The sequence below is a fragment of the Georgenia sunbinii genome (genome assembly GCF_036421875.1).
Taxonomy (GTDB): domain Bacteria; phylum Actinomycetota; class Actinomycetes; order Actinomycetales; family Actinomycetaceae; genus Georgenia_B; species Georgenia_B sunbinii.
Genome location: NZ_JAZGOL010000003.1, coordinates 74,155 through 97,351 on the forward strand (window position 1 = coordinate 74,155; position 23,197 = coordinate 97,351).

The 23,197-nt window shown below is 72.5% G+C and carries 19 protein-coding genes; 6 read left to right on the forward strand and 13 right to left on the reverse strand.

All coding sequences use genetic code 11. From position 1 onward, the window contains the following. Positions 1 to 10: 10 nt before the first annotated feature. The 3 genes from V2J52_RS08155 to V2J52_RS08165 all read right to left on the reverse strand — a co-directional run bounded on the left by V2J52_RS08155 (position 11) and on the right by V2J52_RS08165 (position 2,576). Positions 11 to 178 carry a DUF3117 domain-containing protein gene (locus tag V2J52_RS08155; RefSeq protein ID WP_331227199.1) on the reverse strand — a complete coding sequence of 56 codons (168 nt, stop codon included), beginning with the start codon at positions 176 to 178 and terminating at the stop codon, positions 11 to 13. A gap of 105 nt (positions 179 to 283) precedes the next feature. Next, positions 284 to 1,123 carry an LOG family protein gene (locus V2J52_RS08160; RefSeq protein ID WP_331227200.1) on the reverse strand — a complete coding sequence of 280 codons (840 nt, stop codon included), beginning with the start codon at positions 1,121 to 1,123 and terminating at the stop codon, positions 284 to 286. A 40-nt stretch (positions 1,124 to 1,163) separates the two neighbouring features. After that, complete coding sequence (locus tag V2J52_RS08165; protein ID WP_331227747.1) at positions 1,164 to 2,576, reverse strand: NAD(P)H-quinone dehydrogenase; 1,413 nt, start codon at positions 2,574 to 2,576, stop codon at positions 1,164 to 1,166. 159 nt (positions 2,577 to 2,735) lie between these two features. Here V2J52_RS08165 and V2J52_RS08170 point away from each other — a divergent pair, with 159 nt between their 5' ends. Continuing rightward, a complete protein-coding gene (locus V2J52_RS08170) occupies positions 2,736 to 3,572 on the forward strand; it encodes a purine-nucleoside phosphorylase (RefSeq protein WP_331227201.1) in 837 nt (278 codons plus the stop codon). A gap of 39 nt (positions 3,573 to 3,611) precedes the next feature. Continuing rightward, a complete protein-coding gene (locus V2J52_RS08175) occupies positions 3,612 to 5,312 on the forward strand; it encodes a phospho-sugar mutase (RefSeq protein ID WP_331227202.1) in 1,701 nt (566 codons plus the stop codon). Positions 5,313 to 5,323: 11 nt separating this feature from the next. Here the strand turns inward: V2J52_RS08175 and V2J52_RS08180 are convergent, their stop codons facing one another. The 4 genes from V2J52_RS08180 to V2J52_RS08195 form a co-directional block, all read right to left on the reverse strand. Then, on the reverse strand, positions 5,324 to 6,079 hold the full coding sequence (locus V2J52_RS08180) for an iron ABC transporter ATP-binding protein (protein ID WP_331227203.1): 756 nt from the start codon (positions 6,077 to 6,079) through the stop codon (positions 5,324 to 5,326). Beyond that, a complete protein-coding gene (locus tag V2J52_RS08185) occupies positions 6,076 to 7,128 on the reverse strand; it encodes an iron chelate uptake ABC transporter family permease subunit (protein ID WP_331227204.1) in 1,053 nt (350 codons plus the stop codon). The genes V2J52_RS08180 and V2J52_RS08185 overlap by 4 nt, the downstream gene beginning before the upstream one ends. Further along, positions 7,121 to 8,110: an ABC transporter permease gene (locus V2J52_RS08190; RefSeq protein ID WP_331227205.1), complete on the reverse strand. Its 990-nt coding sequence runs from the start codon at positions 8,108 to 8,110 to the stop codon at positions 7,121 to 7,123. The genes V2J52_RS08185 and V2J52_RS08190 overlap by 8 nt, the downstream gene beginning before the upstream one ends. Positions 8,111 to 8,205: 95 nt before the next feature. Further along, positions 8,206 to 9,216 carry a siderophore ABC transporter substrate-binding protein gene (locus V2J52_RS08195; RefSeq protein WP_331227206.1) on the reverse strand — a complete coding sequence of 337 codons (1,011 nt, stop codon included), beginning with the start codon at positions 9,214 to 9,216 and terminating at the stop codon, positions 8,206 to 8,208. Positions 9,217 to 9,569: 353 nt separating this feature from the next. Here V2J52_RS08195 and V2J52_RS08200 point away from each other — a divergent pair, with 353 nt between their 5' ends. Then, a complete protein-coding gene (locus V2J52_RS08200) occupies positions 9,570 to 11,765 on the forward strand; it encodes a RecQ family ATP-dependent DNA helicase (RefSeq protein ID WP_331227207.1) in 2,196 nt (731 codons plus the stop codon). Positions 11,766 to 11,826: 61 nt separating this feature from the next. After that, complete coding sequence (locus V2J52_RS08205) at positions 11,827 to 13,299, forward strand: gluconokinase (protein WP_331227208.1); 1,473 nt, start codon at positions 11,827 to 11,829, stop codon at positions 13,297 to 13,299. A 218-nt stretch (positions 13,300 to 13,517) separates the two neighbouring features. On the opposite strand, the gene V2J52_RS08210 is transcribed toward V2J52_RS08205, so the two are convergent. Then, positions 13,518 to 14,303, reverse strand: coding sequence for a SurA N-terminal domain-containing protein (locus tag V2J52_RS08210; protein WP_331227209.1), 786 nt, complete (start codon positions 14,301 to 14,303; stop codon positions 13,518 to 13,520). Positions 14,304 to 14,470: 167 nt separating this feature from the next. Beyond that, complete coding sequence (gene hisD / locus V2J52_RS08215; RefSeq protein WP_331227748.1) at positions 14,471 to 15,805, reverse strand: histidinol dehydrogenase; 1,335 nt, start codon at positions 15,803 to 15,805, stop codon at positions 14,471 to 14,473. A gap of 287 nt (positions 15,806 to 16,092) precedes the next feature. On the opposite strand from hisD, the gene V2J52_RS08220 reads away from it, so the two are divergent. Together V2J52_RS08220 and V2J52_RS08225 are read left to right on the forward strand one after the other, a co-directional pair. Continuing rightward, complete coding sequence (locus V2J52_RS08220) at positions 16,093 to 16,317, forward strand: RNA-binding S4 domain-containing protein (protein ID WP_331227210.1); 225 nt, start codon at positions 16,093 to 16,095, stop codon at positions 16,315 to 16,317. A 132-nt stretch (positions 16,318 to 16,449) separates the two neighbouring features. Then, complete coding sequence (locus V2J52_RS08225) at positions 16,450 to 17,025, forward strand: biotin transporter BioY (RefSeq protein ID WP_331227211.1); 576 nt, start codon at positions 16,450 to 16,452, stop codon at positions 17,023 to 17,025. Positions 17,026 to 17,160: 135 nt separating this feature from the next. Here the strand turns inward: V2J52_RS08225 and dnaE are convergent, their stop codons facing one another. From dnaE to V2J52_RS08245, 4 genes are all read right to left on the reverse strand, one after another. Next, positions 17,161 to 20,727 carry a DNA polymerase III subunit alpha gene (gene dnaE / locus V2J52_RS08230; protein ID WP_331227212.1) on the reverse strand — a complete coding sequence of 1,189 codons (3,567 nt, stop codon included), beginning with the start codon at positions 20,725 to 20,727 and terminating at the stop codon, positions 17,161 to 17,163. Between the two features lie 223 nt (positions 20,728 to 20,950). Then, a complete protein-coding gene (locus V2J52_RS08235; RefSeq protein WP_331227213.1) occupies positions 20,951 to 21,418 on the reverse strand; it encodes a GNAT family N-acetyltransferase in 468 nt (155 codons plus the stop codon). Beyond that, complete coding sequence (locus V2J52_RS08240) at positions 21,415 to 22,329, reverse strand: RluA family pseudouridine synthase (RefSeq protein ID WP_331227214.1); 915 nt, start codon at positions 22,327 to 22,329, stop codon at positions 21,415 to 21,417. Before V2J52_RS08240 ends, V2J52_RS08235 begins: the two co-directional genes overlap by 4 nt. Then, positions 22,322 to 23,188: a signal peptidase II gene (locus tag V2J52_RS08245; protein ID WP_331227215.1), complete on the reverse strand. Its 867-nt coding sequence runs from the start codon at positions 23,186 to 23,188 to the stop codon at positions 22,322 to 22,324. Before V2J52_RS08245 ends, V2J52_RS08240 begins: the two co-directional genes overlap by 8 nt. Between the last annotated feature and the right edge of the window lie 9 nt (positions 23,189 to 23,197).

The window sequence follows — 23,197 nt, forward strand, 5'->3', positions numbered from 1 at the left end:
GCGGCGGGGCTCAGGAGACGACGGCGTTGAGTGCGTCGCCGAGCTCGCCGGCCTCTCCCGGTGTCAGCTCGACCACCAGGCGCCCGCCGCCCTCGAGCGGCACGCGCATGACGATGCCGCGTCCCTCCTTGGTGACCTCCATCGGGCCGTCCCCAGTCCTCGGCTTCATCGCGGCCATCTGCCATCCCTACCCTTCGTGTGATCGCCGCTGTCCCAAGGCCTGCGACGGCGGCTTAACCACCCCCATCTTAGGGCACCTGGCCTGCAGGGTCGTGGCTACGGGTCAGGAGGTCGCGGTCTCCTCGGCCACGGCGGTCTGCGCCCGCTCCTCCGCGTGCATCGTCGCCAGCCCGTCCTGCAGCCGCGCGACGGCCTCGGCGGCGGTGTCGACCACCGGCATGAGGTCGAGGTCGGCGGGGGCGATCATGCCGGCTTCCGCCATGGTGCTGCGCAGCCAGTCGACGAGACCGCCCCAGTACTCGGTGCCGACGAGGACGATCGGGAAGGAGCGCACCTTCTGGGTCTGCACGAGGGTGAGCGCCTCGAAGAGCTCGTCCATCGTGCCGAAGCCGCCGGGCAGCACGATGAAGCCCAGCGCGTACTTGACGAACATCGTCTTGCGGGCGAAGAAGTAGCGGAAGTTGACCCCGAGGTCGACCCACTCGTTCATGCCCTGCTCGAAGGGCAGCTCGATGCCCAGCCCCACCGACACCCCGCCGGCCTCGGAGGCGCCCTTGTTCGCGGCCTCCATGACCCCCGGGCCGCCGCCGGTGATGACGGCGTAGTCCGCGTCGACGAGCCGGCGGGCGATCTCCTCACCGAGCGCGTACTCGGGGCTGTCGCGCTTGCTGCGGGCCGAGCCGAAGACGCTGACGGCGGGGCCGAGCTCGGCCAGCGCACCGAAGCCCTCGACGAACTCGCTCTGGATGCGCATCACGCGCCAGGGGTCCTCGTGCAGCCAGTGGGCCGACTGGCCGTGGGCGAGCAGCCGCTCGTCGGTCGTCTGCGCCGGGATCTGGTCCCCGCGCAGGATCACCGGGCCCTTGCGGTAGACGTCGTCGTCCCGGCTGTCGGGGACAGTGGCGCGCCGGCCGTTGCTCCGGTTGTCATAGCTGCGGCTCATGCCTCTCCTCGTGATCGTGGTCGTGGTGGTCGCGGCCGGCTCAGTGCAGCGTGCGGGCCGCCTCGGCGATCGAGCCACTGAGGGAAGGGTAGATGGTGTAGACGTTGGCGAGCTGGTCGGCGGTGATCCGCTGCGTCACGGCGACCGCGAGCGGGAAGATCAGCTCACTGGCGCGGGGCGCGACGACCACCCCGCCGAGCACCGCCCCGGAGTGCCGGTCGGCGATGACCTTGACGAACCCGTCGTGGATGCCGAGCATCTTCGCCCGCGGGTTGCGGGCGAGCGGGATCCGGGTGACGGCGGCGTCCACGGTGCCCTCGGCGATGTCCTTCTCCGACATCCCGATGGTCGCGATCTCCGGGGAGGTGAAGATGTTCGCGGCGACCGCCGCGGTGTCCAGCGGCGAGACCGCGTCGCCCAGCGCGTGCCACATCGCCACCCGGCCCTGCATCGCGGCGACCGAGGCCAGCGGCAGCACACCGGTGGCGTCGCCGGCGGCGTAGACCCGCACCGCCGTCGTCCGCGAGACCCGGTCGACCTGGATGTGACCGCTGCCGGTGACCGCGACACCGGCCTCCGCCAGCCCGAGGTCGTCGGTGTTCGGCACGCCGCCGACCGCGACGAGGCAGTGCGAGGCGGCCACCGTGCGGCCGTCGGTGAGCTCGACGACGACCCCGTCCTCGGTGCGCCGCACCGCGGCGGCGCGCGAGCGCGACAGCACGGTCATGCCACGGCGCCGGAAGACGTTCTCGATGAGCTCGGCAGCGTCCTCGTCCTCTCCCGGCAGCACCTGCTCACGGCTGGAGACGAGGGTGACGGGCACGCCCAGACCGATGTAGGCGCCGGCGAACTCGGCGCCGGTGACCCCGGAACCGACGACGACGAGGTGCTCCGGCGGCGCGTCGAGGTTGTACATCTGCACCCAGGTGAGGATCCGCTCGCCGTCGGGCCGGGCGTCGGGCAGCACGCGCGGGCTGGCGCCGGGGGCGAGGAGCACGACGTCGGCGACGAGCTCGGCGGGCCCGTCGGGCGTCTCGACGGCGACGAGCCGGGTGCCGTCGCTGCGCAGGCCACCGGTGAGCCGGCCGCTGCCGTCGACGAGGGTGACGCCATCCCGCTCGAGGCGGGCCCGGATGTCCTCCGACTGGCGCCGGGCGAGGTCGAGCACCCGCCGGTTGACCACCCCCATGTCCACGGTGTGCGCGCCGCCGTCGTGCGACCGGATGCCGAGCTCCTCGGCGGACTCGGCCACGGTCGCCCACTCCGCGGTGGCGATGAGCGTCTTGGAGGGCACGACGTCGGTGAGCACCGCGGCGCCGCCCATCCCCTGCCGCTCGACGATGCACACCCGGGCGCCGAGCTGGGCGGCGACGAGCGCCGCCTCGTAGCCCCCGGGACCGCCGCCGATGATGACGACCCGGCTCCCCTCGCGCACCGGGGACCTGCCGGCCACCTCGTGGCTGCGGGTCCCCTCGACGGGGGCGGGGCGCGCCGGCGGCCCGGCGCTGGTGGGCGGCTCTGACGGTGACGGCTGCAGGATACTCACGTGAGGCATTGTGCCCCGTTCGCCGTGGTGGCTGCCTGTTCTGGCGCCGCGCGATACCGTCGCACCATGACCTCCGCCCCGTCCTCCCCCGCTCCCGACGACCCGTTCACGGTGGCGCGGCACGCCGCCGAGGTGGTCGCCGAGCTCACCGGGGTGGCGCGGCACGACGTCGCGCTCGTCCTCGGCTCCGGCTGGGGCGGGGCCGCCGACCTCCTCGGCGAGACCGTCGCGGAGCTGCCGGCGACGGCGGTCCCCGGCTTCCACGCGGCGGCGGTCGCCGGCCACGGCGGGACGATCCGCTCGATCCGGATCACCGCCGACGACGGCGCCACCCGTCACGCGCTCGTGCTCGGCGCCCGCACCCACTACTACGAGGGCCACGGGGTGCGGGCCGTGGCGCACGGCGTCCGCACCGCCGCGGCGGCCGGCGTCACCAGCCTCGTGCTCACCAACGGCTGCGGCGGCCTGCGCCAGGAGTGGCCCGCCGGCACCCCCGTGCTCATCGCCGACCACCTCAACCTCACCGCCGCCTCACCGCTCGAGGGCGCCACCTTCGTCGACCTCACCGACCTCTACTCCCCGCGGCTGCGCGACATCGCCCTCGGCGTCGACCCGGAGCTGCCGCAGGGCGTCTACGCCCAGCTGCCCGGCCCCCACTACGAGACCCCCGCCGAGGTCCGCATGCTGCAGCGGCTCGGCGCGGACCTCGTCGGGATGTCAACCGCGCTCGAGGCGATCGCCGCCCGCCAGGCCGGCCTGGAGGTGCTCGGCCTGTCGCTGGTGACCAACCCGGCGGCCGGCATCAGCCCCGTCCCGCTCGCCCACGAGGACGTGCTCGCCGCGGGCCGTGACGCCGGCCCGCGCATCTCCCAGCTGCTCAGCACCATCGTCCGTCGTATCTGAGGGACCCGGCCTACCGGGAGAGAGGCAAGGCACGAGACCATGCACTTCGAGGACGTCCGGACCTGGATCGCGCAGGACCCCGACCCGCAGACCGCCGCCGAGCTGTCGGAGCTGCTGGCCGTCGCCGGCGGCACCGGGGCTGAGGCCACCGAGGCCGTTGCCGAGCTCACCGACCGCTTCCGTGGCCCGCTGGAGTTCGGCACCGCCGGGCTGCGGGGGGCGCTGGGCGCGGGCCCCAACCGGATGAACCGCGCCGTCGTCATCCGCACCACGGCCGGCCTCGCCGTCTACCTCACCGCGCAGCTCGACGGGCAGGCGCCGCGCGTCGTCGTCGGGTACGACGCCCGGCACGGCTCGGCGACCTTCGCCGAGGACGCCGCGGCAGTCCTCACCGGAGCGGGCGCCGAGGCGCTGCTGCTGCCCGAGGCGGGCCCGACCCCGGTGCTCGCCTTCGCGGTCCGGGACCTCGGCGCCGACGCCGGCATCATGGTCACCGCCAGCCACAACCCGCGGGAGGACAACGGCTACAAGGTCTACCTCGGTGGCCGGGTGGTCACCGACGCCGGCCAGGGTGCCCAGCTCGTCGCACCCGCCGACGCGGCGATCGCCGCGCAGATCGCCACGGTCCCCGGCGCGACCGAGGTGCCCCGGCCCGGCTCGGGCTGGCAGCTGCTCGACGGCGCGGTCGCCGAGCGCTACCTGGCCCGGGTGGCCGCCCAGGTGCCCACCGGGTATGCCCGCGACCTGCGGATCGTCTACACCCCGATGCACGGGGTCGGGGGCGCCACCGCCGTCGCCGCGCTGGCCCGGGCCGGCTTCTCCGACGTCCTCGTCGTGCCGCAGCAGGCCGAGCCGGACCCTGACTTCCCCACGGTGGCGTTCCCCAACCCCGAGGAGCCCGGTGCGCTCGACCTCGCGCTGCACCTGGCCGTGCACGAGTCGGCCGACCTCATCATCGCCAACGACCCGGACGCCGACCGTTGCTCGGTGGCGGTGCCCGACCGCGACGCCGCCGGCGGCTGGCGCCAGCTCACCGGCGACGAGGTCGGCTCGCTGCTCGGCGAGCAGGCCGCGATCACCGGTGCGGTGGTCGGCGGCGGGGTGCTCGCCAGCTCGGTGGTGTCCTCCCGGCTGCTCGCCAAGATCGCTGCCTCCCACGGGCTGCAGCACCGCACCACCCTCACCGGCTTCAAGTGGATCAGCCGGGTACCGGGGCTGGTGTTCGGCTACGAGGAGGCCCAGGGCTACTGCGTGGACCCGGCCGCGGTGCGTGACAAGGACGGCATCAGCGCCGCGGTGCGGGTGGCGCTGCTCGCCTCCCAGCTGACCGACCGCGGCTGGACGCTGGGCGACGCGCTGGACGCCATCGCGGCGCGCCATGGCCTGCACGCCACCGCTCCGCTGACGCTGCGGGTATCGGACGTCTCGGTCATCGCGCCGGTGATGGCGCGGCTGCGCGAGCGGGGGCCGGCCTCGCTGGCCGGCTCACCCGTGGTGCACACCGTGGACCTGTCCCTCGGCGAGGGGGACCTGCCCCCGACCGACGGCCTGGTGTTCGTCACCGCCGCCGAGGACCGCGTCGTCGTCCGTCCCAGCGGCACCGAGCCGAAGCTCAAGTGCTACCTCGAGGTGATCGTGCCGGCCGCCGACCGGGCGCAGGTGCCCGCCGCCCGGCGCGCCGCCTCAGCTCGGCTCGAGACGATCCGCGCCGAGCTGGCCGCCACGATCGGGCTCGGCTAGCAGCAGGAGGCCTAGTAGTAGACCGCCAGCGCGCCGTTCGGGCCGTCGATCACCTGGACCGGGGTGTCGAAGACCCGGGTGAGGACCGGCTCGGTCATGATCTGCGCGCAGGTGCCGAACTCGACGACCTTGCCGTCCTTGACCGCGCAGATGTAGTCGGCGTAGTGGCTGGCGAAGTTGATGTCGTGCAGCACGATGAGGATGGTGCGGCCCAGCTCGGTCGCCGCTCGGTGCAGGTGCTTCATCATCTGCACCGAGTGGCGCATGTCGAGGTTGTTCAGCGGCTCGTCGAGCAGCACGAACTCGGTGTCCTGGCACAGCACCATGGCGACGTACGCGCGCTGGCGCTGCCCGCCGGAGAGCTGGTCGAGGTAGCGGTCCTCGAGGTCGGCCAGCTCGAGGAAGTCGATCGCCTGGCTGATCATCTCCTCGTCGACCTTCGTCAGCCGGCCCTTGGAGTACGGGAACCGGCCGAAGGCGACGAGCTGGCGCACCGTCAGCCGGGTGATGAAGTGGTTCTCCTGGCGCAGCACCGAGACGATCTTGGCGAGGTCCTTGGAGGCGGTGGTCGTGATGTCGTAGCCGGCGATCTCGACGGTCCCGGCGTCAAGGCCCAGGAGCCGCCCGATCATCGTCAGCAGCGTCGACTTGCCGGCGCCGTTGGGGCCGATGAGCGCGGTGATGCCGCCGGCCGGGATCTGCAGGTCGACGGGGCCGATGACCACCTCGCTGCTGTAGTCCTTGCGTACGTCGCGCAGCGTGATCACAGGCGTCCCTTTCGCAGGATGACGATGAGGAAGATGGTGCCGCCGACGAGCTCGATGATGATCGAGACGACGCCTTGCGCGTAGAACAGGTTGTTCATCACGAAGTACGCCCCGGCCAGGACGACGAACCCGACGAGCACGGCGACCGGGAACACGTACCGGTGGTCGTGGGTGTCGGTGAACTGGTAGGCGAGGGTGGCGACGAGGAAGCCGAAGAAGGTCATCGGGCCGACGAGCGCGGTCGACACCGCCATGAGGACGGCGACGAGCACGAGCACCTTGACGAGCTCGGCGCGGTGGTTGAGGCCCAGGCTGGTGGTGGCGTCACGGCCCAGCGCGAGCACGTTGAGCCGCCGGGCCCTGGCCCACAGCAGGCCGGCGGCCACCACGCACAGCGGGATGGCGACCGGCAGGTAGTCGGCATCGGCGTTGGACACCGAGCCGAACAGCCGGGCGGTGAGGATGTCGAACTCGCTCGGGGTGAGCAGCCGCTGCATGAACGTGGAGACCGAGCCGAGCCCGCCGCCGATGATGATGCCGATGAGCAGCATCACGTGGAGGTTGCCGTGCCGGCCCGAGAGCAGCCAGCCGTACAGCGCGACCGCCAGCCCCACCATGATGCCGATCTGGGTGAGGAACTGCGGCACGCCGGTGAGCGAGACGAGGCCGGCCGCACCGAGGAAGTAGACCGCCGACGTCTGGACGGCGATGTACAGCGACTCGAAGCCCATGATCGACGGGGTGATGATGCGGTTGTTCGTCACCGTCTGGAAGCTCACCGTGGCGATCGCCTGGCAGAACGCGACGATGAGCATGACGACGACGTTCTTGACCCGCAGCTGCGCGATCCGCCAGAAGCCGTCAGAGCCGACGGGCATCGGGTTGTCCCACGCGATGAGCCCGGCGGCGAAGGTGACCGCGAGCAGCACGAGGCCGGCGAGGATGATCCAGTAGCGGCGGCGCGCACGAGCCGTCGGCAGCGGGCCGGACCGGCGGGCCGGGCTCGACGGGCGGGGCGTGGCCCGCGCGGTGGTGACGGCGCTAGCCACGGCGGCGCTGCTTCAGCAGGAGCAGGATGAACACGGCCGCGCCGACGATGCCGAGGATGAGCGACACCGGCACCTCGAAGGGCATGATGATCGTGCGGCCGATGAGGTCGCAGGCCGCGGTGATGCCGACGCCGAGGAGGCACACCCACGGCAGGTTGCTGCGCAGGTCGTCACCGCGGAACATCGAGACGATGTTCGGCACGATGAGGCCGAGGAACGGCAGGTTCCCGACGACGACCGTCACCACCCCGGTGGCCACCGCGATGAGGCCGGTGCCGAGCAGGATGATCCGGTTGTAGCTGACGCCGACGTTGGTGGCGATCTCCTCGCCGAGCCCGGCCACGGTGAGCCGGTCGGCGACGACGAACACCACGATGCCGACGAGCGCGACGATCCACAGCGGCTCGTACTGGCCGCGCAGCGCCGAGGTGAAGCTGCCGGCGAACCAGATCCCGAGGTTCTGCAGCATGTCGGTCTGCAGCGCGACGAAGGTGGAGACCGACCCGACCACGGCGCCGAGCATGATCCCCACGATCGGCACGATGAGCGAGGACCGCAGCGTCACCCGGCGCAGGAACAGGAAGAAGAGCATGGTGCCGACGAACGCCGCGACGATCGCGCCGACCATCCGCGAGCCGATGCTCGCCGTCGGGAACAGGATCATCACGGTGAGCAGCCCGAGCCCGGCCCACTCGGTGGTGCCCGTGGTGGTCGGCTCGACGAAGCGGTTCTGCGTGAGCAGCTGCATGACCAGCCCGGACATCGCCATCGCGGCACCGGCGAGCACGAGGGCGATGGTCCGCGGGATGCGGGTGATGGCGAACATCTCGGCGCCGTCGTCGGCACCGAAGATGTCGTAGACGCCGGTGAACAGCGACACGACGAGCAGCGCGCCGACGACGAGCACCCCGATGAGGAGCTTCCAGTCGAAGAGCCGGCCGGCGGACCGGGTCGGCGGGCGGGCGGGGGCGATGGTCGTCATGGTGCGGCGCTCAGTTCATCGGTCGTCGTGGCACGGCAGTGGTGGGTGCTGCTCCTCGGAGCGGCACCCACCACTGCCGTGCGGTCGGCTGACGGTCAGTTGGACGCCTCGAAAGCGTCCGCCACGGCGTTGAAGAACTCCGTGTAGGTCTGGATGCCCTCGTTGGTGTAGGTGTCCGCGGGCATGTAGACGAGGTTGTCCTGCTGGATCGCGGTGACGCCGGTGAGCGCCTCGGAGTCCTCGAGGACGGCGGCAGCGGGCGAGTACTCCGCGTCGTCGGCGGCGACGGCGGCGTCACGGTCCATCACCAGGATCCAGTCCGGGTCGGAGTCGGCGATCGCCTCGACCGAGATGTCGTCGCCCCGGTCGCCCTCACTGGCCTCGGGAACCTCGAGCGCCGGGGTCAGCCCGAGGATGTCGAAGACCGGGCCGAAGGTGCGTCCGTTCCCGGGGGCGGAGTAGCCGATCTCGCCGCCGGAGGTGATGACGGCCATCACGGTGTCGGCCGGGTCGTAGGCGGCGCGCGCCCGCTCGATCGCGGCGTCGAGGTCGGCGTTCAGCTGCTCGGCCTCGGCCTGCTTGCCGAAGACCTCGCCCAGGATGGTGGTCTGTCGCTTGAGCTCGGCGTCGAAGGCCTCGCCGTCGCGAGGGTCGAGCGCGAGGACGACGGCGTCGGGAGCGAGCGAGAGGAAGTCGTCGTGGTACTCGGAGAAACGCTGGCCGTTGAGGATGAGGTCCGGCTCGGCGGCGACGACGGCCTCGAGGTCCGGCTCGCGGTGGTTGCCGAGGTCGATGATCGAGTCGTCCTGCGTGTAGGAGATGGTGTCGGGCATGAGGGCCACTGCTGCGGCGCTCAGCTCGACGTCCCACGAGGCGAGCGTCTCGAAGGTCCGGTTGTCGGTGGCGACGACGGACCGCGGCGGCGTCACGACGGTCTGCGTGCCGTTGTTGTCCTCGACCTCGATCGTCGTGGTGCTCGCCTCGGCCGCGTCGTCGTCGGTGGCGTCAGCGGCTGCGCCGCACGCCGCGAGGGTGAGGGCCGCGGCCAGACCAGCGGCGGTGAGCGACGCGCCGCGTCGCAACCGCTGGGGGGAAGTGATCTGCATGATGATCCTCTGTCTGTCGAACCGGTGCTCGACCGGGGCCGAGCTGTCCTCCCGGCGGCGCCTGACCGGGCTGTCTCACCCAACATAGTGCTTAGGTAAGGCTTACCTACAAGCCCTCGTCCGATATCTGACACGGCGACGTTGCGTAAATTGGGCAGCATTGGTCGTGCCGGCCCTCGCGCCGCCGCCGGTCGGCGGTGCGGGGACCCGCGGCATCTCGCGGCAGCACGCTCGGGCACCCGGTGCGGTGGCGGTGGCCGGCACTGCCCCACCGGCCACGGACGGGTGAGGGACCTCACAGCGGGCCGAACGTCCGTGGGCGCGATGTCGGCCGGCCGTGGCACGGTAGGGCGGTGACAGCGACCGATGTGCTCGAGGAACGCGCCCAGCAGACCCTTCAGGCGCTCGTAGGCCGTGAGGACGCCCGGCTGCGCCCGGACCAGTGGCGTGCCATCGAGGCGCTGGTGGTCGGGCGCCGCCGCGCGCTGGTGGTGCAGCGCACCGGGTGGGGCAAGTCCGCGGTGTACTTCGTGGCCACCGCGCTGCTGCGGTCAGGCGCCGCGGGCCCGCCGGCCGGGCCCACCGTCATCATCTCCCCGCTGCTGGCGCTCATGCGCGACCAGATCCAGGCCGCTACCCGCGCCGGGATCCGCGCCGTGACCGTCAACTCGGCGAACGTCACCGAGTGGGACGAGATCCACGCGGCCATCGCCCGCGACGAGGTCGACGTGCTCCTCTGCTCCCCCGAGCGGCTGAACAACCCGGGCTTCCGCGAGACCGTGCTGCCCCGGCTGGCGGCGTCGGCGGGGCTCGTCGTCGTCGACGAGGCGCACTGCATCTCCGACTGGGGCCACGACTTCCGGCCCGACTACCGCCGCATCCGCACCCTGCTGACGGAGCTGCCGGCGGGGGTTCCGGTGCTGGCGACCACCGCCACCGCCAACGACCGGGTGAGCACCGACGTCGCCGAGCAGCTCGGCGTGGGCACCGCGGACGAGGACGTCCTCGTGCTGCGCGGCGCCCTCGACCGCGAGTCGCTGCACCTGGGCGTCGTCGACCTGCCGGACCCGGCCGCCCGGCTCGCCTGGCTGGCGCAGCGCCTCGCCTCGTACGACGGGTCCGGCATCGTCTACACGCTCACCGTCGCGCAGGCCGAGCAGGTGACCGAGCAGCTGCGGGCCGCGGGGCTCGCCGTGGAGTCCTACACCGGGCGCACCGAGCCCGCCCGGCGCGAGGCGCTCGAGGCCGAGCTGCGCGAGAACCGGCTCACCGCGCTGGTCGCGACGTCCGCGCTCGGCATGGGGTTCGACAAGCCCGACCTCGCCTTCGTCGTCCACCTCGGCGCGCCCGCCTCACCGATCGCGTACTACCAGCAGGTGGGCCGCGCGGGCCGTGGGGTCGACCGGGCCGAGGTCGTCCTGCTGCCGGGCCGGGAGGACCGCGACATCTGGGCGTACTTCGGTTCCCTCGCCTTCCCGCCGGAGGCCACCGTGCGCGAGACGCTCGCCGCGCTCGACGGCGTCACGCTCTCCACGGCCCGCCTCGAGACCGCCGTCGACCTGCGTCGCACCCGGCTCGAGACGATGCTCAAGGTGCTCGACGTCGACGGCGCCGTCCGCCGGGTGACCGGCGGCTGGGAGTCGACCGGGCAGCCGTGGTGCTACGACGAGCAGCGCTACGCCCGGGTGGCGCAGACCCGCGAGCGCGAGCAGCAGGCGATGCTCGACTACGTCGCGCTGCCCGCCGGCGGCTGCCGGATGGCCTTCCTGCGCGAGCAGCTCTCCGACCCGGACCTGGAACCGGGCTGGCGCTGCGGCCGCTGCGACCTCTGCGGCGGCCTGACGCTCGACCCGTCGGTCGCCGCGGACGGCGTCGCGCAGGTCCGCGAGTCGCTCGCCCGGCCGGGCGTCGACGTCGCGCCGCGACGCCAGTGGCCCACCGGGATGGCCGACCTCGGCGTCCCGCTGCGCGGCCGGATCGCCGCCGAGGAGCAGGCGGAGCCGGGCCGCGGGGTGGCCCGGCTCGACGGCCTGGGCTGGTCCGGCGCGCTGCGCGAGATGCTCGAGCCGGCGCCGGACCGGCCGCCGGGCGCCGAGGCCCGCGGCGGCCACGACGGCGAGCTGCCCACCGCGCTGCGTGGCGCGGTGTCCCAGGTGCTGGCGGACTGGCTGCCCCGGCTGCGCCGGGCGGACGGCGAGCCAGGGGTCGACGGCGTCGTCGTCGTCTCGTCGGCCACCCGGCCGCGGCTGCTCGACCACCTCGCGCGCGGCGTCGCGCACCTCGCGGGGGTGCCGGTCGTCGGTGCCGTGACGCCCGACCCGCAGCTGGCGCCCGGCCGCCACGACCTCAACTCGGCGATGCGGCTCGCCGCCATCCACCAACGGCTGCGGCTGGAGCTCGGCGAGGCTGCCCGTGCCGGGCTGCCCGGCCGCACCGTCCTGCTCGTCGACGACCTCACCGACTCCGGGTGGACGCTGGCTGTGGCGGCCCGCCTGCTGCGAGAGGCGGGAGCCGGCGCGGTGCACCCGTTCGTCCTCGGCCAGCGTTGACCGTGCCGCGGTGGGGCCGGCACGGATACCATCGGGCGCAGCCGAACCCGCGAGGTGCGCGATGAGCCGTTTCACCGTCGAGATCGACGAAGCGCTGGACCCGTTGGTCCTCGCGCTGGACGTCGGGTCCACCGCGAGCCGTGGTGGCGTGTACGACGCCGCCGGCCGCCCGGTGCAGGGCCTGCGCCACAAGGTGCCGCACGCCTTCGACTCCACCACCGATGCCGCCGCCACCATCGATCCGCTCGCGGTGCTCGGTGAGGTCGAGGAGATCCTCACCGTGCTGGCCCAGCGCCGGGTGGAGGGCCGGATCGCCGCCGTGGGGCTGGACACCTTCGCGTCCTCGCTCGTCGGGGTGGACGACGCCGGGCGTCCGCTGACGACGTGCTTCACCTACGCCGACTCCCGGAGCGCGCCGCAGGCCGAAGAGCTGCGCGCGTCGCTCGACGAGGCCGCGGTGCACCAGCGCACCGGCGCCCGGCTGCACCCGAGCTACCTGCCGGCCCGGCTGCGCTGGCTGCGGCAGAGCGACCCGGCGACCTTCGCCGCGGTGCGCCGGTGGCTCTCGCTGGGCGAGTTCCTCCACCTGCACCTCGTGGGCACCACAGGCGCCGGGACGTCGACCGCCGCCTGGACCGGGCTGCTCGACCGTCGCAGCGCGACCTGGGACCCGGCGATGCTCGACGCGGCAGGGATCGGGCCGGAGCAGCTGTCGGCCGTCCATCACCCCGACCAGCCGCTGGTCGGTGCCGAGTCGCGCTGGCGGGCGCTGGCCGGGGCGACGTGGTTCGCCGCCGTCGCCGACGGCTACGCCGCGAACATCGGTTCCGGCGCCGTCGACCAGCACACCATGGTCGCCTCGGCCGCCACCAGCGGCGCGGTGAGAGTACGGGTGCCGGCCGACTTCGACGAGCTGCCCAGCGGCCTGTGGTGCTATCGCGTCGACGCCGGGCACAGCCTCCTCGGTGGCGCGCTCAACGACGTCGGCCGCACCGTCAGCTGGCTGCGCGACACCCTCCGGCTCGACGACGTCGACCTCGACGCCGTGCTCGACGCGGAGCCCGACGAGCGGACCCCGCTGGTGCTGCCGTTCCTCACCGGCGAGCGCAGCACCGGGTGGGCGAGCGACGCCCGGGCGGTGTTCGCCGGGGTGTCGGCCGGCACCGGCCCGGCGGCGCTGGCCCGTGGCACCCTCGAGGGCGTGGCACTGGCCTATGCGCGGGTGACCGCCGAGATGGCCAAGGTGGCCGGGACGCCCCGGCAGGTGCGGGCCAGCGGCCGGGTGAGCCAGGACCTGCCGAACCTCGTCCAGCTGCTGGCCGACGCCGTCGCGGCGCCGGTGGTCCCGGTGACGATCAAGCGGTCCACGCTGCACGGCACCGCGCTGCTGGCGCTGGAGACCGTCGCGCCGGGCATCGCCCGCACCGAGCCCACGAGCGACGAGACCCGCGAGCCCGTCCCCGGGCGCCGGGCCTACTACGAGCGGCGCGCCGGTGAGGCCGCCGCACTGTACGACGCCGTCATCGCCCGGTAGCCGGCCGGCCGGGCAGCGGGGGGGGGGGGGGGGGGGGGGGGGGGGGGGGGNGAGCCCGTCCCCGGGCGCCGGGCCTACTACGAGCGGCGCGCCGGTGAGGCCGCCGCACTGTACGACGCCGTCATCGCCCGGTAGCCGGCCGGCCGGGCAGCGGCGGGCGGCACCGAGCTCGTCGGTGCCGCCCGCCGCGACCGCAGCCGGTCACAGGTGGATACTGGTCACAGGTGGATGTTGATCTCCGCCGACTCACGCAGCTGCGTCAGCAGCTCGCCGATGACCTCGCCCTGGTGCTGCTGGGTCAGCTGCTCCTCGAGCTGCGGCCGGACCTCGTCGAAGGCGGGCGGCTCGGGGGCCTCCTGGCCCTCCGCGGCCGGCGGCTGCTGGGCGATGGCCTCGTCGTACAGCGCGCGAACCTCATCCTCGTTCGGGGTGTAGTCGCCGCCCTCGTCGGTGTACAGCTGGTCGATCTTCACCTGCTCGGTCAGCTGGGCCATCACCGTGTCCGCAGTCATCCCCTGGGCCTCCAGCGCCGCGAGGAACTCGTCGCCGGTGGCCATCCCGTTGGCCTCGGCCAGCTCGGTGAGGGTCGCGTCGACGTCCTCGTCCGAGGCGGCGAAGTCACGGGCCTCGGCCTCCTGGATGAGCAGCTGGGTGTCCACCAGCACGTCGGCGGTGTCCGCCTTGAGCGTGTCCTGGTCGAGCTCCTCACCGCTCATCTGCGCCTGCATGACGAGCTGCTGGAACTGCCCCTCGTAGGTCGTGACGAACTCGTCGCGGGAGATCTCCACGCCGTTGACATCGGCGATGACCTCGGGCAGCCCCTCGAGGTCCGGCTCGGGCATCTCCGGCGCCTCGCCCTCGGGTGCCTCGCCCTCGGGGGCCTCGGCGTCGGGCGCCTCGGTGGTCGTGGCGTCGTCGGTGGGCTCGTCGTCGTCGGTGGCACAGCCGCCGAGGGCGAGCAGGGCGACGGCGGCGGCGGCAGCCAGCCGGGTGGTGGTTCGCACAGGGGTTCCTCTCGAGTGACGGAACCGGCACCGCAGCACCGGCGGCCCGGGGGGGGGGGGNGGGCGCCGAGTACCTGGACACGGTCAGGGATGCCCCTGCCGCTCTTCCCCTCAGCGTGCGCGGCTCACCGGTAATGACGCAACCCGGTTCGCTCGTGGCGCAGGACTCAGTCGTCGGCGAACCGGACATCGACGGCGTCGGCGTGGGCCGGTAGGTCCTCGGCCACCGCCAGCGCACGCAGCGGCCGGGCCATCTTGCGCAGCGCCGCCCGGTCGTAGCTGACCACCTGCACCGGCTTGAGGAACGCCATGACGCTGAGACCAGCGGCGAACCGCGCCGTTCCACCGGTAGGCAGCACATGGTTGGAGCCGGCGAGGTAGTCCCCCAGCGGCACCGGGCTGTGGTCGCCGACAAAGATCGCGCCGGCGTTGCTGATCCGGTCGGCGACCGCGGCGGCGTCGGCGGTCTGGATCTCCAGGTGCTCCGCACCGTAGGCGTCGCACACCGCGATGCCCTGCTCGAGGTCGTCGACGAGCACGGTGGCGGACTGCGAGCCGCCCAGCGCGGTGCGGACCCGTTCCGCGTGCTTGGTGGTCGCGGCCTGCCGCGCGATCTCGACGTCGACGGCGTCGGCGAGCGCGACCGAGGCGGTGACGAGGACCGAGGCGGCCGCCGGGTCGTGCTCGGCCTGCGAGATGAGGTCGGCGGCGACGTTGCGCGGCTGGGCGGTGCCGTCGGCGAGCACCGCGATCTCGGTGGTGCCGGCCTCGGCGTCGATCCCCACCCGGCCCATCACCGCCCGCTTGGCGGCGGCGACGAAGATGTTGCCCGGCCCGGTGACGACGTCGACCGGCGCGCACAGCTGAGCGGCGTCGTCGGTGCCGGGCTCCCCCGCGGCGCCGTAGGCGAGCATCGCCACCGCCTGCGCGCCACCGGCCGCGTAGACCTCCTCGACGCCCAAGAGGGCGCAGGCGGCGAGGATGACCGGGTGCGGCAGCCCGTCGAACTCGCGCTGCGGCGGGCTGGTGACGGCGAGCGCGCCGACCCCGGCCACCTGCGCCGCGACGACGTTCATGACGACGCTCGACGGGTAGACCGCGAGCCCGCCGGGTACGTACAGCCCGACCCGGGAGACCGGCACCCACCGCTGCCGGACGTGCCCGCCGGGGATGATCTCGGTGTCCCGCTCGGTGGGCAGCTGGGCGGTGTGGCCCGCGCGGTTGTGCGCGATCGCCAGCTCCAGCGCCTCGCGCACCTGCGGGTCGAGCGTGGCAAGGGCTTCGGTGATCGCGCCAACGGGGACGCGCAGGTGGTCGGGGCGCACGCCGTCGAACCGCTCGGCGAGGTCGCGCAGCGCGGCGGCCCCACGCTGCCGGACGTCGGCGATGATCGGCACCACCTGAGCGGTGGCCGCCTCGACGTCGAGCGTGGCCCGGGGCAGGGCAGCGGCGAGGTCGGCGGCCGACGGCGCGGTGCCGCGAAGATCGATACGACGAAGCATGCCCCGATGGTAGAGCCCCGCCACCCCCGCCGGCCCCCCTGTCCGCGACAGCCGACTTGTCACCCACAGCCGACTTGTCACCCACAGCAGGGTTGTCACCCACAGCAGACTTGTCACCGACAGCAGGGTTGTCACCCACAGCCGACTTGTCACCCACAGCAGACTTGTCACCGACAGCAGGATTGTCACCCACAGCAGACTTGTCACCGACAGCAGGATTGTCACCCACAGCCGACTTGTCACCGACAGCAGGGTTGTCCACGCGGGCGATGAGGCATGATCGAGCCATGAGTGCGGACAACGTCATCCCGGTCGACGGCGAGATCCGCCTCGGTCAGTTCCTCAAGCTTGCCAACCTCGCCGAGTCCGGCGCCCAGGCCCGCGAGCTCATCGCCGACGGCGAGGTGAGCGTCGACGGCGTCGTCGAGGAGCGCCGCGGACGCCAGCTGAGCACCGGTGCGGTCGTCGAGGTCTCGCTGCCCACCGGGGTGGTCCGCGCCCAGGTCGGCTGAGACGCCCAGGGCCGGCGTTGCCGGTCCCCACAGTGTCGCGACCGCCAGGTTGTCCATGGACACAGCGCCTCGGCCGCGGAGTGGGCCGATAGCGTGGTGGCAGCTCCAGTTCGACAACCCGAAGGTGAACCCATGACCGTCAGCCCCGTTCCTGCCCGCGTCCTCAGCGACGTCCTGCCGGTTGGTCTCGTCCGCGACGCCGCCCTCGTCGCCGGTGGCGCAGCCTTCACCGGAGTGCTGTCGCAGGTGCTCGTCCCGCTGCCGTTCACCCCGGTGCCGCTGTCGCTGGGAACCTTCGCGGTGCTGCTCACCGGTGCCGCGCTCGGTCCGCTGCGCGGCGTGCTGGCGATGGTGCTGTACCTGGTCGCCGGGATGGCAGGGGTGCCGTGGTTCGCCGGGCAGTCCTCCGGGTGGCACGAGGCGTCCTTCGGCTACGTGCTCGGCTACGTGCTGGCCGCCGGGCTCATCGGGATGATGGCCCGCCGTCGCGCCGATCGCCGACCGGTCTCGATGCTCGGCGCGTCGCTCGTCGCTGCCGCTGCCGTGTACGTCGGTGGCGTGCCGTGGCTCATGGTCCACCTCGAGGTCGGGCTCGGCCAGGCGCTGCTGCTCGGCGTGGTGCCCTTCCTCGTAGGTGACGCGATCAAGGCCGTCGCCGCGGCCGGGCTGCTCCCCGCCGCCTGGCGCCTGCTCACCCGCAGCCGCTGACCCCACCCGGCGCCCGCGGGCTGCTGTGATCGGCTGCACCGCAGGTCCTCCGTGGGTGGTTATGGCCGCCAGAGAGCCATAACCACCCACCTAGGCGCTCCCTGAGCCGGGCGCGCGGCGAGCCAGCCCGAAGTCCTAGACCAGGCAGCTGGGGCCGAGCAACGCCTTGAGGTCACCGAACAGCGCCGTCGACGGCAGCACCCGGAAGCTGTCCTCCAGACGCATCGTCGTCGCCCGGCCGGGGCTGGTGAGCCGCAGCCGCACCTCGGAGCGGCCGGGGTGGTCGGTGAGGATGCCCTTGAGCCGCTCGACGAGCGGTGCGGTGCACCGGCTGGCCGCCAGCGTCAGCTGCACCGGGCCGTCGGTCACCTGGGACACGTCCGGCAGCGTCATCTCCGCCGCGTAGATCGTCGGGATGTCGTCACGCCGGTTGAGTCGACCCTTGACCGTGATGATCGAGTCCTCGGTGAGCATCGTGGACACCGTGGCGTAGCTCTGCGGGAAGAACAGCACCTCGATCGCGCCCTCGAGGTCCTCGACGGTGGCGATCGCCCACGGGTTGCCGTTCTTGGTCATCTTGCGCTGCAGCGACGTCACCAGGCCGGCGATGGTCACCGTTGAGCCGTCGGAACGGCTCTCGTCGATCAGCAGCGCCGCGACGGAGGTGTCGGAGGCCCGCTGCAGGACGTGCTCGAGGCCGAACAACGGGTGGTCCGAGACGTACAGCCCGAGCATCTGCCGCTCGAAGGTGAGCTTCTCGCGCTTCTCCCACTCCGGCAGCGGCGGGATCTCCACGGTGAAGCCCGAACCGGCCGCGCCGTCGTCGCCGCCGAGCCCGGCGAACAGGTCGAACTGGCCGACGGCCTCGTTGCGCTTGACGTCGATGACCATGTCGATCGCCTCCTCGTGGCGCGCGACGAGCGAGCGACGGGTGTGACCCATGGTGTCGAAGGCACCGGCCTTGATCAGCGACTCGATGGTGCGCTTGTTGCACACCACCGCCGGCACCTTGTCGAGGAAGTCCTGGAAGGACGTGTACTCGCCCTTCGCCTCGCGAGTGGCGATGATCGCCTCGACGACGTTGGCTCCGACGTTGCGGATCGCCGCGAGCCCGAAGCGGATCTCGTCGCCGACGGCGGTGAAGCTCCCGGCGGAGGTGTTGACGTCCGGCGGCAGCACGGTGATGCCCATGTGCCGGGCCTCGCCGAGGTAGAGCCCGAGGCGTTCCTTGTTCACCTGGGTGGAGGTGAGGAGCGCAGCCATGTACTCGGTCGGGTGGTTGGCCTTGAGGTAGGCCGTCCAGTACGAGATCATCCCATACGCCGCCGAGTGCGCCTTGTTGAAGGCGTAGTCGGAGAACGGCAGCAGGATGTCCCACAGCGTCTTGACGGCGGAGGCGGAGTAGCCGCGCTCGAGCATGCCGGCCTCGAAGCTGACGTACTGCTCGTCCAGCTCGGACTTCTTCTTCTTGCCCATCGCCCGGCGCAGCAGGTCGGCCTGTCCCAGCGTGTAGCCGGCGACCTTCTGCGCGATGGCCATCACCTGCTCCTGGTACACGATGAGGCCGTAGGTGGTGCCGAGGATCTCGGCGAGCGGCTCGGCGAGCTCGGGGTGGATCGCGTCGATCGGCTGCTGGCCGTTCTTGCGCAGCGCGTAGTTGGTGTGGGAGTTCGCTCCCATCGGCCCGGGCCGGTACAGCGCACCGACCGCGGAGATGTCCTCGAAGTTGTCGGGGCGCATCAGCCGCAGCAGGGTCCGCATGCCGCTGCCGTCGAGCTGGAACACCCCGAGGGTATCGCCGCGGCCGAGCAGCTCGTAGGTAGCCGGGTCGTCGAGGGTGAGGTTCTCGAGGTCCGGCACCTCCTTGCCGTTGCGCTCGAGGTTCTCCAGCGCGTCGTCGAGCACGGTGAGGTTGCGCAGCCCGAGGAAGTCCATCTTCAGCAGCCCGAGCGCCTCGCACTGCGGGTAGTCGAACTGGGTGATCGTCGCGCCGTCCTGGGGGCGCAGCATCACCGGGATGATGTCCTGCAGCGGCTCGCTGGACATGATGACGGCGCAGGCGTGCACGCCCCACTGCCGCTTGATGCCCTCGAGCCCCTGCGCGGTCTCGACGACGGCCTGCGCGTCCGGGTCCGCCGCGTGCATCTGGCGGAACTCCTCGGCCTCGCTGTAGCGCTTGTCGCGCGGGTCGAAGATGCCGGCGAGCGTGATGTCCTTGCCCATGATCGTCGGCGGCATCGCCTTGGTGAGCTTCTCCCCCATCTGGAACGGGAAGTCCAGCACCCGGGCGGAGTCCTTGAGCGCCTGCTTGGCCTTGATGGTGCCGTAGGTGATGACCTGCGCGACCCGGTCCTCGCCGTACTTGTCGGTGACGTACCGGATGACCTCCCCGCGCCGGCGCTCGTCGAAGTCGACGTCGAAGTCGGGCATAGAGACGCGGTCGGGGTTGAGGAACCGTTCGAAGTACAGGCCGTGCACGAGCGGGTCGAGATCGGTGATCCGCAGGGCGAAGGCGACCATCGACCCGGCGCCCGAGCCACGTCCGGGACCCACCCGGATGCCGTGGTCCTTGGCCCACTGGATGAAGTCGGCGACGACGAGGAAGTAGCCCGGGAAGCCCATCGAGGTGATGACCTCGACCTCGTAGCGAGCCTGCTTCTCGACGTCGGCGGGTACGCCCGCGGGGTAGCGGTAGGCCAGTCCCCGCTCGACCTCCTTGACGAACCACGAGTGCTCGTCCTCCCCGGCGGGCACCGGGAAGCGCGGCATGAAGTTCGCGCCGTCGGCGGCGGTGCGGAAGGTGACCTCACTCTGCTCGGCGACGAGCAGGGTGTTGTCGCATGACTCGGGAAGCTCGCGCCACAGCTCACGCATCTCGACGGCCGGACGCAGGTAGTACGTGTCGCCGGTGAACGCGAACCGGTTGCCGCCCTGGTCATAGCTCGGGTCGGTGAGCTTGGCACCGGACTGCAGCGCGAGCATGACCTCGTGGGTCTTGGCGTCGCCGGGCCGGGTGTAGTGGGAGTCGTTGGTCGCCAGCAGCGGGGCGCCGATGTCCTTGGCGAGCGAGAGGAGGTCCTTGATGGTGCGCCGCTCGATGTCCAGGCCGTGGTCCATGAGCTCGACGTAGTAGTTCTCGCGACCGAAGATGTCCTGGTAGTCGCGGGCGGCCCGGAGCGCCTCGTCGTACTGACCGAGCCGCAGCCGGGTCTGCACCTCCCCGGAGGGGCACCCGGTGGTGGCGGTGAGGCCCTCGGCGTAGGTGGTGATGAGCTCGCGGTCCATCCGCGGCCACTTGCCCATCTGGCCCTCGAGCGAGGCGCGCGAGCCGAGCCGGAACAGGTTGTTCATCCCGGTGTTGTTGCGCGCCAGCAGCGTCATGTGGGTGTAGGAGCCGCGGGCGGAGACGTCGTCGCGGCGCTGGTGCTCCTCGCCCCACAGCACCCGGGTCTTGTCGAAGCGTGAGGTGCCGGGCGTGACGTACGCCTCCATGCCGATGATCGGCTTGACGCCGTGCCGCTGCCCGGCGGACCAGAAGTCGTAGGCGCCGAAGAGGTAGCCGTGGTCGGTGATCGCGATCGCCTGCTGCCCGATCCGGGCCGCCTCGGCGACGAGGTCGTCGACCTTCGAGGCCCCGTCGAGCATCGAGTACTCGGTGTGGACGTGAAGGTGAACAAAGTCGTCAGATCCACCGGCAGCCATGCCTGCAAGTCTAGGTCGGTGACGCGAGCTCCCGGACAACCGGCCCGTCAGCCCACGTGCCGCGGCGTGTCGCGCGTGGACAATCCCGCTCTCGCGGACAACCCCGCTCTCGCGGACAACCCGGCTGTCGCGGACAAGTCTGCTGTCGGTGACAATCCCGCTGTCGGCGGGTGGGGGTGGGTGGGGTGGGTGGGTGGGTGGGGGTGGGGTGGGGTGGGGGCGGTCAGGAGGGCAGGGTGCGGGCCATGGCGCGGTGCCAGATGCCGGCGTCGAGGTAGCGCTGCTCGTCGACGACGGCGAAGCCGAGCCGCTCGTAGAAGCCGATCGCGGTCTCCTGGGCGCTGAGCGCCACGCGGACCGCGGGGGGCTGGCCGGCGGCGTGCGCGGCGAGCGCGATCGCGCTCAGCTCGGTGACAAGCATCGCCCCGATCCCCCGCCCCCTGGCCGCCCGGCGAACCGCCAGCCGGCCGAGGTGCACCTCACCCGGGCCGTCGCGCAGCAGCCGGCCGGTACCGAGCGCAGTGCCATCGGCGTCCAGAGCGAGCACGTGGCTGGTCGTCGCCTCGGTGTCGTGCTCGTCGACCTCGACGTCCTGCGGGACGCCCTGCTCGTGGACGAACACCTCGAAGCGGACCCGCCACGCCTCCTCGAGCTGGGCCCGGGTAGTCACCCGCACCACCGCCACGCTCACCCGCGCATCTCCTCGAGCGCGGCGGCGAGATCCGCCGGGTACTCGCTGGTGACGACGACGGGGCGGCCGTCGCGGGGGTGGTCGAAGGCGAGCCGCATCGCGTGCAGCCACTGCCGGGTGAGCCCGAGCCGCTCGGCGAGGAGCGGGTCGGAGCCGTAGGTGGTGTCGCCCACGCACGGGTGGCGCACCGCTGAGGTGTGGACGCGGATCTGGTGGGTGCGGCCGGTCTCGAGGTCGATCTCCAGCAGCGACGCGCCGGGCATCGCCTCGAGGGTCCGGTAGTGGGTGACCGCGTGCTTGCCGTCGGCGACGACGGCGAACCGGTAGTCGTGGCTCGGGTGGCGCCCGACCGGGGCGTCGATGGTGCCGTTGAGCGGGTCCATGTGCCCCTGGACGAGGGCGTGGTAGATCTTGTGCACGGTGCGTTCCTTGAACGCCCGCTTGAGGCCGGTGTAGGCGAGGTCGCTCTTGGCCACCGCCATCAGCCCGGAGGTGCCGGCGTCGAGCCGGTGGACGATCCCCTGCCGCTCCGCTGGGCCGAACGAGGACACCTGGAAGCCGGCGGCGCGCAACCCGCCGACGACGGTCGGTCCGGTCCAGCCCGGGCTCGGGTGGGCAGCCACCCCCACCGGCTTGTCGACGACGACGAGGTCCTCGTCCTCGTAAGCGATGGCCAGCCCGACGACCGGCTCCGGCGGCGGCGTGGCGGTCTCCGGCATGGTCACCTCGAGCCAGCCGCCGGCGACGAGCCGGTCGGACTTACCGAGCTCTCGGCCGTCGAGCAGGACGGCGCCGGCCTGGGCGATCTCGGCGGCCCGGGTGCGGGAGAAGCCGAGCAGCCGTGCCAGCGCGGCGTCGACCCGTTCCCCGGCCAGGCCCTCGGGCACCGGCAGCGCGCGGATGTCAGCCATCGTCGGAGGTGGCGGTGCGCATGTCACGGCGGCTGCGCCAGCGGGGCCGCTCCATCGGCGGGTGCGTCGGCTCGTCGGCGGCACCGTCCGGCGTGGCCGGGCCGGCAGGCAGCGGCTCTGGCGGCAGCGGGTCCGCGGGGCGCTCCGGGCTCACCTCGGTGGCGTCGTCGAGCGAGGTCTCGTGCTGAGCGGCGGGCCGGCCGTCGGAGACCCAGCGGGCGAGGTCGACGTCGTCGTCCCCGCCGGCTGCGGGTGCCACCAGCGGGGTGAACTCGTCGTCGTCGACGTCCGGCTCCTCGCTCAGCAGCGTGTCGTCGCCGTCCACGGCCACCGGCTCGGCGGAGTCGGTGCTCGAGACCCGCCGACCATCGATCTCCAGCCCGATGAGCGCGAGGACCGCCACGAGGACCGCCGCGCCGACGATCGCGATGTCAGCGACGTTGCCGACGAACCAGCCGTTGTAGTTGATGAAGTCGACGACGTGCCCCTGGGCGAAGCCGGGGTCGCGGACCAGCCGGTCCGTGAGGTTGCCGAGGGCCCCGCCGAGCAGCAGCCCGAGGGCGACCGCCCACGACTTCGAGCGCAGCTTGCGCGCCACCCGCAGGACGACGACGACCACCACGGCGGCGACGATGGTCAGCACCCAGGTCATCCCGGTTGCCATCGAGAACGCGGCGCCCGGGTTGAAGATCAGCTGCCAGCCGAGGTAGTCCCCGATGATCGGCACGACCACGCGGGGTGTGAGCCGCTCGACGGCGTAGAACTTGCTCAGCTGGTCGATCGCGAAGACCACCAGCGCGATGACGATCAGCGCCCCGACCAGCCTGGGCTTGCCGCGCGTCGGCTCGGTCGCTGTCATCGTTGTTTC

Coding starts and splice junctions, on each gene's coding strand:
- V2J52_RS08155 (WP_331227199.1), bottom strand. CDS start 178: ATGGCCGCGATGAAGCCGAGGACTGGGGACGGCCCGATGGAGGTCACC.
- V2J52_RS08160 (WP_331227200.1), bottom strand. CDS start 1,123: ATGAGCCGCAGCTATGACAACCGGAGCAACGGCCGGCGCGCCACTGTC.
- V2J52_RS08170 (WP_331227201.1), top strand. CDS start 2,736: ATGACCTCCGCCCCGTCCTCCCCCGCTCCCGACGACCCGTTCACGGTG.
- V2J52_RS08175 (WP_331227202.1), top strand. CDS start 3,612: ATGCACTTCGAGGACGTCCGGACCTGGATCGCGCAGGACCCCGACCCG.
- V2J52_RS08190 (WP_331227205.1), bottom strand. CDS start 8,110: ATGACGACCATCGCCCCCGCCCGCCCGCCGACCCGGTCCGCCGGCCGG.
- V2J52_RS08195 (WP_331227206.1), bottom strand. CDS start 9,216: ATGCAGATCACTTCCCCCCAGCGGTTGCGACGCGGCGCGTCGCTCACC.
- V2J52_RS08205 (WP_331227208.1), top strand. CDS start 11,827: ATGAGCCGTTTCACCGTCGAGATCGACGAAGCGCTGGACCCGTTGGTC.
- hisD (WP_331227748.1), bottom strand. CDS start 15,805: ATGCTTCGTCGTATCGATCTTCGCGGCACCGCGCCGTCGGCCGCCGAC.
- V2J52_RS08220 (WP_331227210.1), top strand. CDS start 16,093: ATGAGTGCGGACAACGTCATCCCGGTCGACGGCGAGATCCGCCTCGGT.
- V2J52_RS08225 (WP_331227211.1), top strand. CDS start 16,450: ATGACCGTCAGCCCCGTTCCTGCCCGCGTCCTCAGCGACGTCCTGCCG.
- dnaE (WP_331227212.1), bottom strand. CDS start 20,727: ATGGCTGCCGGTGGATCTGACGACTTTGTTCACCTTCACGTCCACACC.
- V2J52_RS08240 (WP_331227214.1), bottom strand. CDS start 22,329: ATGGCTGACATCCGCGCGCTGCCGGTGCCCGAGGGCCTGGCCGGGGAA.
- V2J52_RS08245 (WP_331227215.1), bottom strand. CDS start 23,188: ATGACAGCGACCGAGCCGACGCGCGGCAAGCCCAGGCTGGTCGGGGCG.